We start from the raw sequence: 13956 nt of genomic DNA, 5'->3' as shown, positions 1-13956 counted from the left end.
TATGAATATGCTTGAAGTAAAAAATTTAACTTTTAAATACGATAATCATAACTTTATTTTAGACAATCTTTCATTTAATATAAAACATAATGAACTAATTAGTATAGTAGGTGGAAGTGGGTGTGGAAAATCAACACTCATAAAAATATTAGCAGGAATTGAAAAAAATTTTAATGGCACTGTTCAGTTAAAAAGTATATCTTATATGCCACAATCAAATACTCTTTTACCATGGAGAACTATTTTAGAAAATATACTTTTACCAATTGAAATAAAAAAAGGAAATAAAAAGATAGAAAAAGAAAAAGCCATCTCTCTCCTAAAACGTTTTGATTTATTAGAATATTCAGATAGTTATCCTAAAGAGCTTTCTGGAGGAATGAAACAGCGTATCTCGCTTATTCGTACATTAATGAGTGGTGGAGACTTGCTTCTCTTAGACGAACCTTTTTCAGCTTTAGATGCTATAACTAGAGAGGATTTACAAAATTGGCTTTTAAATCTAATATCAACACTTAAAAAAAGCATGATTTTTATCACTCATGATATTGATGAAGCAATCTTTCTATCTCATAGAATTTTTGTTTGTTCAAAAAAACCTCTTTCTAAATTTAAAGAATTTTTAGTTCCTGAAAATATAACTCTTGAAAAAAAAATACATCTGAGAAAAGAGATTCTTTCTATTATTAAAGGAGATAACTTTTATGAAAAAAATTAATTTTTCTATAATCTCTCTTTTTTCATTTTTTATACTATGGGAAGTTCTAGGAAGATATATTAATAAAGGTTATATTCTTCCTACTCCTTTAAATATATTAAAAAAAATCTGGATTCTCAAAGAAGGTCTTTTCTTTATACATTTACCAGCTACACTCAATATTGCAGTGATTTCTTTAATATTAACTATTTTATTAGGTCTATTTTTAGCTATCTCTATGGATTTTAGTCATATAGTATACAGTTGTATCCATCCTTTAATTATAACTAGCCAAACTATTCCTATTACTGCTCTAGCTCCTATTTTTATCTTATGGTTTGGTTACTCCATTTGGAGTAAAGTTGTGGTTGCTGTAATTATATCTTTTTTCCCAGTTACAATAACTATATATAACGGTTTACAAAATGTAGAAAAAGATGAGATTAATTATTTTAAAAGTCTTAAAGCAAGTAAAACACAAATTTTTTTAAAGTTAAAATTACCTAGAGCCCTTCCCAATTTTTTTTCAGCTCTTAAAATGAGTATTCCTCTTGTTTTAATTGGAGCAGCTATTGGAGAATGGTTAGGCGCTACATCTGGTCTTGGATATTTTAGTAAAAGAATGATGTCTCAATTAGATGGTGCTGGAGTTTTTGCACCTATCGTTATTATATCTTTACTTGCTATAACTTTAGTACAAATTATAACTATATTCGAAAATATAATATTACATTGGAGGAGTAAATGAAAAAAATACTTACTATTTTAATACTGGTTACTTTATTACTAAGTTGCAATTCAAAAAAAGAGGATAATTTAAAAGAAGTTTCTATAATTTTAGATTGGTATCCTAATGCTGTACACTCTTTTCTTTACACAGCTGTTGAAAAAGGATATTTTAAAGATGAAGGAATAAAATTAAACATAATTTACCCCTCTTCACCTAGTGATTCTTTAACTTTGCCTGCTGCAAAAAAAGCTGATATAGGAATCTCTTATTTAAATAGTGTCATTATGGCAAGAGCTAATGAAAACGTTCCTATAAAATCTTTTGGTGCAATACTTCAAAGATCCGTTAATACAGTTATATCTTTAAAAGAAAAAAATATAACTTCTCCAAAAGATTTTCAAAATAAAATTGCAGGTACTAGTGGCGGCATTCTTTCTGAAACGTATTTAAAATCAATGATGATTTCTCAAAATTTAGATCCTAACTCTCTTAAAATTACTGATGTAGGATTTGAACTTCTAACATCTATGATTACAAATCAAGTTGATTTTACAATCGGAAATATGATTAATCATGAAGTTCCTGTCATTAAAGAGAAAGGTATAGATATAAACTATTTTTTAATTGATAACTTTGGAATTCCTCAAGCATACGAACTTATTTTAGTTGCTAATGATGAACTTTTAAACCAAAATAAAGATACTTATACAAAAGTTCTAAAAGCTATGCAAAAAGGATTTGAAGATGTTAAGAACAATCCTAGTGAATCTTTAAATCTTCTTCTTTCAAAACAAGCTGTTGATCAATTTCCACTAAGTGAAACTGTAGAAAGGGAAAGTTTGGAAATTTTACTACCAATAATGGAAACACCTCAAAATAAATTTTTAACTCAAACTAAGAAAGTTTGGGAAAATAACGTTAATTGGTTATACGAAAATGGTATCATTCAAAAAAAACTTCCAGCCGAAAATTTTATATATCAATTTTAAATTTTTTAATATATAATACCCTTTAGAAATAAATTTTTGGAGGGATTATTTTGAAACAAATTCGCTCTCTTTGGAGAGAAAATAGAAGTGAAATTCTATCTATTTTTACTATTGCTTTACCTACTATTGTAGATATGTTTGTGCAAACACTACTTGGATTTTTTGATTTAATTATGGTTGGACGATTAGGTCCAGAAGCTATTGCTTCTGTCGGTTTAGGAACTGCTCCAATTTTAACTGTTATTCCAATATTTTTCGCAATCAGTGTTGGAACTACAGCTATGGTCAGTCGTGCATTTGGAGCTAAAAATTATAATGAAGCTAAAGAGGGGATGAGTCAAAGTTTAATCTTAGGAGTTCCTGCAGCTTTCATCGTTACTTTTATCTTTATTATTTTTGGTAAAAATATCCTTGGAATTATTAGTAAAAACCAACCTATAACAGACGCTTTAAGTTATTTAAAAGTTGTTTCTTTAGGAATTCCTTTTTTGTGCTTTAACATTATTTTTTCATATGGATTTAGGTCTATTAACAAAGCTAAAATTCCAATGATTAATAATACAATTAGTATTTTTTCAAATATATTACTTAATTATATCTTTATCTTTGTTTTAAATCTTGGAGTTTTTGGTGCTGGAGTAGCTACAACAATATCTAGAGGAATAGTTACTTTAATATTTTCATTCTTAATAATATATAAAAAAAATTATTGTATTGCATTAAGTAAAAAAGATTTTAAAATAAATAAAGAGATTTGTAGACGGCTTTTAAAAGTTGGATTACCCTCTGCTGGAGAACAAGGAATATTTAGAATTGGAATGCTTATTTTTGAAGCCATGGTTATAAACTTAGGAACACTTCAATATGCAGCACATAAAATAGCTTTAACTGCAGAGTCTTTCTCTTTCAATTTAGGACTTGGATTCTCTGTTGCTGGTACTGCTCTTGTTGGACAGCACTTAGGAGCAAAACAGTATCAAGAAGCGAAAAAAGCTGGCTATTTAAACATGTTTTTAGCTATGGGAGTTATGACTGCATTTGGATTTATTTTTATGATTTTTCCAAAATTTGTAATTTCAATGTTTACAAAGGAACAATCTATAGTTCCCATGGCTAGTTCTGCTCTTAGAATTGTATCTATCGCTCAGCCTATTTTAGCAGTTTCAATGGTTTTAAGTGGTGCTTTAAGAGGAGCTGGAGATACTAAATCTGTTCTTTGGATTACATCTATTGGTATGTTTTTAGTTAGAATTCCACTTACATATCTATTCTTATATGTATTTAACTTTGGTTTAAATGGTGCTTGGATGGTAATGATTGTAGATTTAACATATCGTGGGTTAGCGTGTTTGTATAGATTTAGACAAGGAAAATGGAGGTATATTGAAGTATAATTATGATAATACAAATTTTTGGAAAAAAGAACTGTAACGAAACTAAAAAAGTTCAAAGATTTTTTAAAGAAAGAGGAATTAAAACTCAATTTATTGATTTACTTGAAAAAGCTCCCTCAAAAAAAGAGTTTGAAAACTTCTTAAAATACTATGATTTAAATGACTTTTTAGATATTGAAGGAAAAGAGTATAAAAAAAGAAACCTAGAATATATGGTTTATGATACAATGGATTTGCTTCTAGAGAGTCCTATTCTTTTTAAAACTCCTATTATTAGATCAGATAAAGGTGTTATTTTAGGATATAATCCCGAAAAATTAAAAAATATATAATAAAAAATCCTCATTAAAGAAATTATCTTCGATGAGGATTTTTTATTACTCATATTTAATTAAGGCTTTTCTATACTTCTCTTTAAACCACTCTCTTAAATCTTGTGGTTCTAATATTTCAACCTCATCTAAAAAAAAACTAAAATATCTTTTTGCTTTTTCATGTGAGCATTCTAATATATACTCATCTTTATCAATTTTTATAACTTGTGGTCTATTTGTTTCTATTTCATTAAATATCTTTTTTCCACCTGTTGTTAATTTAATCTTAATATATTGTCCAAAAGATATAAAAGGATCAAAATTATCTTTCATTTTATCTATAAACTCTTTATCTCTTAGCTTAAAAGATGTATTTTTTATATAAATTGATTTTATATATTTAATCTTATAGTTTTTCCACTTTCCTTCTCTCAAATTATAACAAAATAGATAATTCATAACCTCTAGCTTAGAACTTTCGATCAAATATGGTTCAACTTCAATATTTTTTTCATCTCGAAAAACTATCTTGATTGTTCTTTTCTCTTTTATTGAGTAATTTATTCTTTCAACTATCTCTTTAAATAAAAAACATTCTCTCTTTTTCTTTCCTAAACTAGCATATTCAATTAAAATTTCTCTAAAGAACTCTGATTCATTTTGAATATTATTTTCCTCTAAAAAATTATAATATCCTTCTAAGTTTTTTTTATTTAAATTAAATTGAATAACTGAAGTTTCTCCTTTATAAGGATAAATAAATTTTTTCTCTTGGTTTTCCTTTATTTTTTCTGCATATATATAATTTAATAACGTATTTTTTTTTATAAAAAATTCCTCAATATCATTTTCTAAAATCTCAACTATTTTTCTAGGTAAAGTCACTCTTATTTTTTTTTCCATATTTCACTCCAATGAAATCGTTATCTAGTGGCTATTATATCATGAAAATAACTATTTTTTTATAAATTTATTTATGATATAGTTATAATATAAATATTCTAGGAGGTTTTACTTTGGATATCGTATATGAAATAAAACAAAGGTATAACAGTTTTTCCCAAAAAGAAAAAGATATCGCTAATTATATACTCAAACATAAAGATAATATTGAAAATATATCAATTACTAACCTTTCAAAAGCAACAGGAGCATCTACTTCTACAATAACTAGATTTTCTAAAAAAATTAATTGTGATAGTTTTGTTCAAATGAAAATTAAGTTAAATACAACTTTTAATAACCCTCTTCCTAAAGAAAATGATCTTTTCTCAGCTGTTCATAATTATTATACAGAGGTAATCGAAAAAACAAACCAATTAATCAATAAAAAACTTATTTTAAAAGTTGTTGAAGAGATAAAAAAAGCTAAAAGAATTTACATATATGGGGTAGGAAGTTCTGGACTTACTGCACATGAATTTATGCAAAGACTTTTAAGAATGGGATTTAACGTTTCTAGTATCACTGATTCTCATATGATGATTATAAATAGTGCTATTGTTTCAGCTGATGATCTTGTTATTGGAATATCTATTTCTGGCGAAACAAAAGAGATTGTGGATTCTTTAAGAGTTTCTCAAAAAAATGGTGCCCATACAATTGGAGTTACAAGTTTTCCTAATAGTTCCATTAAAAAATTTTCCAACGATTTAATTTTGATTTGTGCTTCAGATTTTATTCATAAAAGAGATTTTATTAACACTCAATTCTCAACTATGTATCTTTTTGACCTAATCTCTACAATTCTTTTATCTAACAAGGATTTAAGAAAAAAAATGCAATTAACAATTGAAGCAATTTTAAAATAAACAGCTTAAAAGCTGTTTTTTTGTTGTAATTTTAATATTTATGTGATATATTCATACTATAATTAATGAAAATTATTTTCATATATGCATATTTATATGAAAATAATTTATGCAACAGGAGGTTACTATGTTTAAAAATTTACAAAAAATTGGTAAATCATTCATGCTTCCAATAGCTATTTTACCAGCTGCTGGATTGCTTTTAGGAATTGGAGGAGCTCTTTCAAACGCAAACACTGTCAATGCTTATCCTTTCTTAAATATACCAATTCTACAAGGTATTTTACAAGTTATGTCTGCTTCTGGAGAAGTTATTTTTGCTAATCTAGCTCTTATTATGTGTATTGGACTTGCTATTGGATTAGCTAAAAAAGATAAAGGAACAGCTGGTTTAGCTGGTGCTGTAGCTTTTTTAGTTATGAATGCTTCTATTAAAGGATTAATTACAGCATTTAAACCTGAAGTAGGTTCTATCGACACAGGTGTTGTTGGAGCTATTGTTATAGGTTCTTTAGTAGCTTACCTACATAATAAATATAGCAATATTAAACTACCTGCTGTTCTTGGTTTCTTTGGTGGATCAAGATTTGTTCCTATTGTTTCTTCTTTTGCAGCAATTGGAATCGGTATAATATTTTTCTTAACATGGCCAACATTCCAAGGATGGCTAACATCTGCTGGAAAGTCGATTGCTAGTTTAGGAATTTTTGGAACTTTCCTTTATGGTTTTCTTTTAAGACTAAGTGGAGCTGTTGGATTACATCACATGATTTATCCTTTATTCTGGTATACTGAGCTTGGTGGAACTGCTCAAGTTGCTGGAAAAACTATTGTTGGAGCTCAGAATATTTTCTTTGCTCAATTAGCTGATCCTAATCATACTGGTCTATTTACTGAGGGAACTAGATTTTTTGCTGGACGTTTTGCTACTATGATGTTTGGTCTTCCAGCTGCTTGTTTAGCTATGTACCATTGCACACCTCTAAATAAAAGAAAACTTGTTGGTGGATTATTTTTAGGTGCTGCAATTACATCTTTTATCACAGGAATTACAGAACCTATCGAATTTATGTTTTTATTTGTTGCTCCTTGGTTATATGGAGTTCATGCATTTTTTGATGGTTTATCTTTTCTTGTAGCTGATTTATTAAATATATCTATTGGAAATACATTCTCTGGAGGTTTAATAGACTTTACTCTTTTTGGTGTTCTACAAGGAAATGAAGCGACTAATTGGATGTATGTTTTAATAATTGGAGCGATTTGGTTTGCTCTATATTATTTTTCTTTTGTATTCTTAATTAAGCGTTTCAACATTGCAACTCCTGGTAGAGAGGGAGATGATGAAGAGATTAAAATAGTAACTAAAGATTCTCTTTTTGAAACATCTAAAGAAGTTTTAGCTGCTCTAGGTGGAAAAGAAAATATTGATGATGTTGATGCTTGTATAACAAGACTTAGAGTATCTGTTAAAGATGTATCTAAAGTTGACAAAGCTAAATTAAAAAGTCTTGGTGCAACTGGGGTTTTAGAAGTACAAGGTGGAATTCAAGCTATTTTTGGAGCTATGGCTGATCCTATTAAACAAAAAATAAATGAGATTATAGAAAATAACAACTAGGAGGATTTTATGAAAAGAGGTCTTATTGTATCATGTCAAGCACTAGAAAACGAACCTTTACACAGTTCATTTATAATGGGCAGAATGGCTGTTGCTGCTCAAATAGGAGGAGCTGTTGGAATTAGAGCCAATGGAGTAGAAGATATTCTTGAAATAAAAAAAGTAGTTGATTTACCAATCATTGGTATCATAAAAAAAGATTATGAGAATATGGTTTCTTATATTACTCCCACTGAAAAAGAGTTAGAAGCACTTATTGCTACTAATATTGATGTCATTGCTCTTGATGCTACTATAAATGCTGATTTAAACCTTTTAAAGTCTTTAAAAGTTAAATATCCTAACCAAAAATTTATGGCTGATATCTCTACTACTGAAGAGGGAGTTCGTGCAGAAAAATTAGGTTTTGATTATATTGGAACAACTTTAGTTGGATACACTGAACAGTCTAAAGACTTAAATAACTTTGATGTTCTTAAAGAGTTAATATCAAAATGTAAAACTCCTATAATTGCTGAGGGAAATTTTGACACTCCAGAGAAATCAAAATTAGCAATGGAATTAGGATCTTATGCTGTTGTTGTTGGTGGTGCTATCACTAGACCTCAACTTATTACTAAAAAATTTGCTGATGAAGTTAATAAAGTTAAATTTTAATAAAAAAAGATAGAGTTTATTCTCTATCTTTTTTATTTACAAAATTAATAAATCTATCTATTGCTTCATTTAAAATTTCTTCATCTTTTACTAAAGAAATTCTTATATAATTATCCATTCCAAAGGCTATTCCAGGAACAACTGCAACTCTTTCCTCTTCTAAAAGACTCTTAGCAAAATCTAAAGAGTTTAATTTTGTAATTCCATCTAAGGATACAAAAATATAGATTGCTCCTTTTGGTTTTATAACAGATATTTGTTTTTCTTTTAACTTTTTATATACACTTTCAGCTCTTTTCTTATAAATTTCAACTTGTGAAGATATATCTTTACACTCTTTTAAAGCTATTAGTGCTCCTTTTTGAGAAATTATACTCGCTGATGTTACTGCATATTGATGTACCTTTACCAAATACTCTCTCATTTTTTTACTTGCTATTATATATCCTATTCTCCAACCAGTTAAAGAATGTGATTTTGAAAAACCATTAATTAAAATAACATTTTCTCTATATCCATCTTGTAAAAAGCTATTATGTTCACCCTCAAATATAATTTCACTATAAACCTCATCGCTTATTATATACAAATGATTCTCTTTAGCAAATTTTAATATCTCATCTCTATTTTTTCTAGATATAGTTATACCTGATGGGTTTGATGGATAATTTAAAATAATAGCTTTCGTTTGAGGAGTCACATATTTTTTTAAAACATCAACAGTCAATTCAAAATTGTCACTTGACGTATCCATTTTTATTAACTTAGCTCCAGCTAATGTTATTAATGGCTCATACCCTGGATAAACAGGTAAAGGAGTTAGAACCTCATCTCCTGGCATAATTATAGTCTTTATTGCTGTTGATAATCCTTCTGTACTGCCGACAGTTATAATTATTTCATCTGGTTCTATATTTAAATTATATCTTTCTTTATAATATCTTCCAATCTCTTCTCTTAACTCAATCATACCACCTAACTGTGGATAACCTAATTTAGCATCTTTCATATACCCAATAGTTTCATCTATTATTATTTTAGGTTGTGGTAAATCTGGTTCTCCTATTGTTAGATTAATCAGTGGCTTTTCACCCCCTTCATATTCTCTACAAGCTTCTGCTATCTTTCTTATAACAGATATCTCAATTTTATCTAAATTTGGATTTACTTTTAGCATATTTTCTCCTCTAGTTATTTTTTCATTAAAATTTCTGCAATTTGCACTGCATTTGTTGCTGCTCCTTTTCTAATATTATCAGCTACAACCCATAAGTTTAATCCTTTTTCTATGCTAAAATCTTTTCTTAAACGCCCCACATAAACTTCATCCGTTCCATTAGCTTCAGTAGCTAATGGGTATCTATTATTTTTCACATCATCTTCAAGCACAATGCCTTTTGTTTCTCTAAATTTTGCTTTTAGTTCTTCTAAGTTCGCTTCTCTTTCTAACTCAACATTTATCGATATAGAATGTCCATTTAAAACTGGTACTCTAACACATGTTGCAGTTATTGGAAGATTTTTTTTATTTAAAATTTTACGAGTTTCATTTATCATTTTTTCTTCCTCTTTAGTATATCCATTCTCTAAAAAAGAATCTATATGTGGTAAACAATTATTAACTATTGGATGAGGATATGTTTTTGGTTCTTCTCCTTTTAATCCTCTTTGTAAATCCTCTATTCCTTTTATTCCACTTCCCGATACAGCTTGGTATGTTGAATACACAACTCTTTTTATACCATATAGCTCATCTATTACTTTTAATGGAACAACTGATTGAATCGTTGAACAATTTGGGTTAGCTATTATACCATTATTTTTAAATATATCCTCTGGATTTACTTCTGGCACTACTAGTGGAACATTTTCGTCCATTCTCCAAGCACTACTATTGTCAACTACTATTACACCTTTTTCACTTGCAATTGGAGCAAATTTCTTACTAATATCTCCTCCAGCTGAAAATAGTGCTATATCTATCTCTCTATCAAAACTATTTTCTGTAAGCTCCTCTATCACTAAAGTTTTCCCTTTAAAAATAACCTCTTTTCCAGCTGAACGAGCCGAAGCAAAAAGATATAAATTTTTTATTGGCAAATCTCTCTCCTCTAAAACTTTTAAAAAAGTTCCACCTACCAATCCGCTTGCTCCTACTATTGCTATATTATACATTTTAGTCCCTCCATTATATTGAAAATACTTCTGCTAATTTTTCTACTACTTTTATTGTATCAGATTCTTTTATAATTAACGAGATTGAAATTTCTGATGTAGTGCATTGATAAAATGATGAATCAATCTCTGCTAATACTTCAAAAACTTTTGCTGCTACGCCAAAATTGCTTATCATTCCTATTCCTACTAAAGATATTTTTACAACTCCTGTTCTTTTTGTAACCTCTATATCTGGAATCTCCTTAGCAATCTCCTCTAATGATCTATTTAAAAAGTGCTCATCTGTCAAAGGACAAGTAAATCCTATACTTCCCTTAACGTTTTCAACTTCATTTTGTGATATCATATCAACATTAACACTATGCTTAGCTAAATTATTAAAAATGATTGCTACATTTTTAGGAATTGCTAAAAAGTTTTCTAAATTTACCATTATAACATTTTTATTTATAGATATTCCTGTTACAGCTTTTTTTTCAATTATTTCACTATTATCACATATATATGTTCCTGTTTCAACTCCTAAAGTTTGTCCAACGTAAATCTTAACGCCATATTTTTTCCCTATTTCAACTGCTCTAGTCTCCATTACTCCTGCACCTAAATTTGCCATCTCCATCATCTCCTCGTATGAAATTTTTTCAAGTTTTTTAGCATTTTTATAAACTCTAGGGTCTACACCATATATTCCTGTAACATCTGTATATATCTCGCAATCGCACTTTAATGCTGCAGCTAAGGCAACTGCACTCGTATCAGATCCACCTCTTCCTAATGTTGTTATATCGCCATCTTCATTTACCCCTTGAAATCCAGCAACAATTACAATTTTTCCATCTTTTAAATGCTTTTCTATTCTATCAATTTTTATACTTTCGATTTTATTTTTAGTATGTGTTCCACCTGTTCTTATCCCTGCTTGAGCACCAGTTAAAGAGATAGCCTTACATCCAATTTCTTTTAATGCCATACTTAAAAGAGAGATTGATTTTTGCTCTCCTGTTGATAATAATGAATCAAGTTCTCTTACATCTGGAGTTTCTGAAATCTCTTTAGCTAATTTTATCAACTCATCTGTTGTTTTTCCCATAGCTGAAACTACAATTACAATTTCATCACCATATTTATAGTTTTTAGATATATCTTTAGCTATATCTTTTATTTTTTCTATTGTTGCAACTGAGCTTCCTCCAAATTTTTTTACTACTCTCATTAGTTCCTCCTTAGATGATTTTAATAATAAAAAAAGCGATAGTCAAAAAAATAACCATCGCTTAAAACTCTCATTTCAACTATGTTAGCTTAAAATAATCCACGATAGCACAACACCAATTTGGTGACAGTTACATAAATATTCTTTATGTACCCAGCTTAAATTTTTTAGTAGAAAAACTTAAACTTCGGCAAATTTTCCTTTTAACAAACATCTTTGATCTACTAATCTCAGTTTATTTACTAATAAAATTTGCAACCTCTATCAAAATATTAATTTAAGGCAGAATATCACATTTTTTTTCAAATGTCAAAAGTTTTTTCTTAAAAGTGCTTCTATTTTAATCGGTAATCCAAAAAGATTTATAAATCCTTCTGCATCTTTTTGATTATAAACACTATCTTTTTCAAAAGTTGAATACTCCTCTGAATATAATGTAAATGGAGATGTCGTTCCTGCTAAAATAATATTTCCTTTATATAATTTTAGCTTTACTTCCCCCGTCACGAACTCTTGAGTTACATCTACAAAAGCTGTTATAGCTTTTCTTAAAGTTGTAAACCATTGACCATTATAGACTAATTTTGAAAAATCATGTGATAGTTTTATTTTTTCTTGATACGTATCTTTATCTAAACACAATCTTTCTAATTCTTCATGAGCAAAAAATAAAATTGTTCCTCCTGGAGTTTCATAAACTCCTCTTGATTTCATTCCAACCAATCTATTTTCAACCATATCTAAAACACCAATCCCATGATTTCCACCAATTTTATTTAATTGTTTTATAATTTCTACTCCACTCATTTTTTCTCCATTTATTGCAACAGGAACTCCTTTTACAAATTCAATATTTATGTACTCAGATTTTTCATTTGCTACTTCTAGAGTCTTAACCCATTGTAAAACATTCTCATAGTTAGGCTCTTTTGAAGGACATTCTAAGTCAAACCCCTCATGACTTACATGAAATAAATTCTCATCTCTACTATAAGGAGATTTTTTATGAAATGGAAGTGTAATCCCATTTTTTTCTAGATATTCAATCTCTTCCTCTCTTGATTTAATATCCCAAATTCTCCAAGGAGCTATTATTTTCAAAGATGGATCCAAAGCTTTTATAGCTAATTCAAATCTTACTTGATCATTTCCCTTACCCGTTGCTCCATGAGCTATATATTTCGCCCCTTCTATATGGGCCACCTCAACTAAAGCTTTTCCAATAACTGGTCTTGCCATTGATGTTCCTAGTAAATATTTATTTTCATAAATAGCACCTGCTTTTAATGTTGGAAATATATATTCTTCTACAAATTCATGAACTTTATCTACCAAATAAAATTTACTTGCACCTGTTAAATATGCTTTTTCTTCAATTGCTTTAAAATCCTCTGTTTGTCCTACGTTTACTGCCACTGCAATAACATCATAATCATAATTCTCCTTCAGCCACGGAATTATAACTGATGTATCTAATCCTCCTGAATATGCTAAAATAACCTTTTCCTTCATCTCTCTCCTCCTAATTAAAATGTTTTATTATTAATTCATCATAAATACCCTCTGCTTTTATCTCTTCCAAAGCTTTATTTACTTTTTTAATAAGATTTTCATTATTTTTTTCTGCTGCTATTGCATATTTTTCAACTTCACTATCTATTTCTATTATTTTTAAACCTTTATTTTTTGCCACATAACTTTGAGCTGGAACTGAATCTAATATCATTGCATCAATATTTCCACCTTTTAAAGCCATAATAGAAGATGGTGCTGAATTGTACTGAACTTTGTTAACTCCTTGAATTTTAGATATTATTAAGTCCCCTGTGTATCCAAGTACCACTCCTACTTTTTTATTTTTTAATGAATCCATATTGATTATAGTACCTTCATTTTCTGGAACTATAATAACTTGATTAGCTACAAAGTAATCATTTGAAAAATTTACAAACTTCTCTCTTTCTTTTGTTACTGTCATTCCTGCAATTATTAAATCTATTTTATTTGTTTGAAGTGCTGGCAATAATCCATCAAAAGCTATATTCTTTATTTTTATCTCTTTTCCAATTTTTTCACCAATTTTATTTATTAAATCAATATCAAATCCTATAATCTCCCCATTTTCCATATACTCAAAAGGTGCAAACTCAGCATTTGTTCCAACATATAAAACTTCTTTTGATAATACAATTGCTCCCATTAAAATAAATAATAAAATTCCTAATATTTTTTTCATAATATCCTCCTAAATATTTTTTTGTATAAAAAAAGCCAGTGCTTTAAAACACTGGCTCAAATAATATAAATCTATAGAATAATAAAAAAATTAAACTATAATAAAATACCTGAGAT

Annotated in this window: 14 protein-coding genes and 1 riboswitch; of the genes, 8 read left to right on the top strand and 6 right to left on the bottom strand. The window is 28.4% G+C overall.

Features of this window, described 5'->3' with window-relative positions:
- Position 1 precedes the first annotated feature (1 nt).
- From H5J23_RS06035 to H5J23_RS06015, 5 genes are read left to right on the top strand one after another with little or no spacing between them, the layout of a single operon-like run.
- On the top strand, positions 2-718 hold the full coding sequence (locus H5J23_RS06035; protein WP_023052162.1) for an ABC transporter ATP-binding protein: 717 nt from the start codon (positions 2-4) through the stop codon (positions 716-718).
- Positions 705-1445 carry an ABC transporter permease gene (locus H5J23_RS06030; RefSeq protein ID WP_023052163.1) on the top strand — a complete coding sequence of 247 codons (741 nt, stop codon included), beginning with the start codon at positions 705-707 and terminating at the stop codon, positions 1443-1445. The genes H5J23_RS06035 and H5J23_RS06030 overlap by 14 nt, the downstream gene beginning before the upstream one ends.
- Complete coding sequence (locus tag H5J23_RS06025) at positions 1442-2416, top strand: ABC transporter substrate-binding protein (protein ID WP_185891318.1); 975 nt, start codon at positions 1442-1444, stop codon at positions 2414-2416. The genes H5J23_RS06030 and H5J23_RS06025 overlap by 4 nt, the downstream gene beginning before the upstream one ends.
- Before the next feature lie 50 nt (positions 2417-2466).
- Positions 2467-3810 (top strand): MATE family efflux transporter, encoded by a 1344-nt coding sequence (locus H5J23_RS06020; protein ID WP_023052165.1) that lies wholly within the window; start codon positions 2467-2469, stop codon positions 3808-3810.
- A gap of 2 nt (positions 3811-3812) precedes the next feature.
- Entirely contained in the window at positions 3813-4142 is a 330-nt protein-coding gene (locus tag H5J23_RS06015; protein WP_023052166.1) for an arsenate reductase family protein, read from the top strand.
- A gap of 45 nt (positions 4143-4187) precedes the next feature.
- Here H5J23_RS06015 and H5J23_RS06010 read toward each other — a convergent pair whose 3' ends face one another.
- Positions 4188-5027, bottom strand: a complete 840-nt coding sequence (locus tag H5J23_RS06010; RefSeq protein WP_023052167.1) for a WYL domain-containing protein — start codon at positions 5025-5027, stop codon at positions 4188-4190.
- A gap of 113 nt (positions 5028-5140) precedes the next feature.
- Here H5J23_RS06010 and H5J23_RS06005 point away from each other — a divergent pair, with 113 nt between their 5' ends.
- From H5J23_RS06005 to H5J23_RS05995, 3 genes are all read left to right on the top strand, one after another.
- Complete coding sequence (locus H5J23_RS06005) at positions 5141-5935, top strand: MurR/RpiR family transcriptional regulator (RefSeq protein WP_023052168.1); 795 nt, start codon at positions 5141-5143, stop codon at positions 5933-5935.
- A 127-nt stretch (positions 5936-6062) separates the two neighbouring features.
- Positions 6063-7556: a PTS transporter subunit EIIC gene (locus tag H5J23_RS06000; RefSeq protein ID WP_040406447.1), complete on the top strand. Its 1494-nt coding sequence runs from the start codon at positions 6063-6065 to the stop codon at positions 7554-7556.
- Positions 7557-7565: 9 nt separating this feature from the next.
- On the top strand, positions 7566-8213 hold the full coding sequence (locus tag H5J23_RS05995; protein WP_023052170.1) for an N-acetylmannosamine-6-phosphate 2-epimerase: 648 nt from the start codon (positions 7566-7568) through the stop codon (positions 8211-8213).
- Between the two features lie 16 nt (positions 8214-8229).
- On the opposite strand, the gene H5J23_RS05990 is transcribed toward H5J23_RS05995, so the two are convergent.
- The 5 genes from H5J23_RS05990 to H5J23_RS05970 all read right to left on the bottom strand — a co-directional run bounded on the left by H5J23_RS05990 (position 8230) and on the right by H5J23_RS05970 (position 13840).
- Positions 8230-9390: a pyridoxal phosphate-dependent aminotransferase gene (locus H5J23_RS05990; protein WP_185891316.1), complete on the bottom strand. Its 1161-nt coding sequence runs from the start codon at positions 9388-9390 to the stop codon at positions 8230-8232.
- Between the two features lie 14 nt (positions 9391-9404).
- Complete coding sequence (locus H5J23_RS05985; RefSeq protein ID WP_185891314.1) at positions 9405-10388, bottom strand: aspartate-semialdehyde dehydrogenase; 984 nt, start codon at positions 10386-10388, stop codon at positions 9405-9407.
- A 13-nt stretch (positions 10389-10401) separates the two neighbouring features.
- Positions 10402-11604 (bottom strand): aspartate kinase, encoded by a 1203-nt coding sequence (locus tag H5J23_RS05980; RefSeq protein WP_185891313.1) that lies wholly within the window; start codon positions 11602-11604, stop codon positions 10402-10404.
- Between the two features lie 97 nt (positions 11605-11701).
- Positions 11702-11876, bottom strand: a riboswitch (Lysine riboswitch).
- A 37-nt stretch (positions 11877-11913) separates the two neighbouring features.
- Positions 11914-13116 carry an argininosuccinate synthase gene (locus H5J23_RS05975; protein WP_023052174.1) on the bottom strand — a complete coding sequence of 401 codons (1203 nt, stop codon included), beginning with the start codon at positions 13114-13116 and terminating at the stop codon, positions 11914-11916.
- Positions 13117-13126: 10 nt separating this feature from the next.
- Positions 13127-13840: a basic amino acid ABC transporter substrate-binding protein gene (locus tag H5J23_RS05970; protein WP_185891311.1), complete on the bottom strand. Its 714-nt coding sequence runs from the start codon at positions 13838-13840 to the stop codon at positions 13127-13129.
- Positions 13841-13956 lie beyond the last annotated feature (116 nt).

The organism is Cetobacterium sp. 2G large (assembly GCF_014250655.1).
In the GTDB taxonomy this organism is placed as follows: Bacteria; Fusobacteriota; Fusobacteriia; order Fusobacteriales; family Fusobacteriaceae; genus Cetobacterium_A; species Cetobacterium_A somerae.
The sequence above is the reverse complement of the archived record's forward strand: the minus strand, read 5'-3'. Positions and strand labels throughout refer to the sequence as shown.

Bases quoted from the DNA above. Each gene is read 5' to 3' on its own strand.
- H5J23_RS06035 (WP_023052162.1), top strand. From the start codon at position 2: ATGAATATGCTTGAAGTAAAAAATTTAACTTTTAAATACGATAATCAT.
- H5J23_RS06030 (WP_023052163.1), top strand. From the start codon at position 705: ATGAAAAAAATTAATTTTTCTATAATCTCTCTTTTTTCATTTTTTATA.
- H5J23_RS06025 (WP_185891318.1), top strand. From the start codon at position 1,442: ATGAAAAAAATACTTACTATTTTAATACTGGTTACTTTATTACTAAGT.
- H5J23_RS06015 (WP_023052166.1), top strand. From the start codon at position 3,813: ATGATAATACAAATTTTTGGAAAAAAGAACTGTAACGAAACTAAAAAA.
- H5J23_RS06010 (WP_023052167.1), bottom strand. From the start codon at position 5,027: ATGGAAAAAAAAATAAGAGTGACTTTACCTAGAAAAATAGTTGAGATT.
- H5J23_RS06000 (WP_040406447.1), top strand. From the start codon at position 6,063: ATGTTTAAAAATTTACAAAAAATTGGTAAATCATTCATGCTTCCAATA.
- H5J23_RS05995 (WP_023052170.1), top strand. From the start codon at position 7,566: ATGAAAAGAGGTCTTATTGTATCATGTCAAGCACTAGAAAACGAACCT.
- H5J23_RS05990 (WP_185891316.1), bottom strand. From the start codon at position 9,390: ATGCTAAAAGTAAATCCAAATTTAGATAAAATTGAGATATCTGTTATA.
- H5J23_RS05985 (WP_185891314.1), bottom strand. From the start codon at position 10,388: ATGTATAATATAGCAATAGTAGGAGCAAGCGGATTGGTAGGTGGAACT.
- H5J23_RS05980 (WP_185891313.1), bottom strand. From the start codon at position 11,604: ATGAGAGTAGTAAAAAAATTTGGAGGAAGCTCAGTTGCAACAATAGAA.
- H5J23_RS05975 (WP_023052174.1), bottom strand. From the start codon at position 13,116: ATGAAGGAAAAGGTTATTTTAGCATATTCAGGAGGATTAGATACATCA.
- H5J23_RS05970 (WP_185891311.1), bottom strand. From the start codon at position 13,840: ATGAAAAAAATATTAGGAATTTTATTATTTATTTTAATGGGAGCAATT.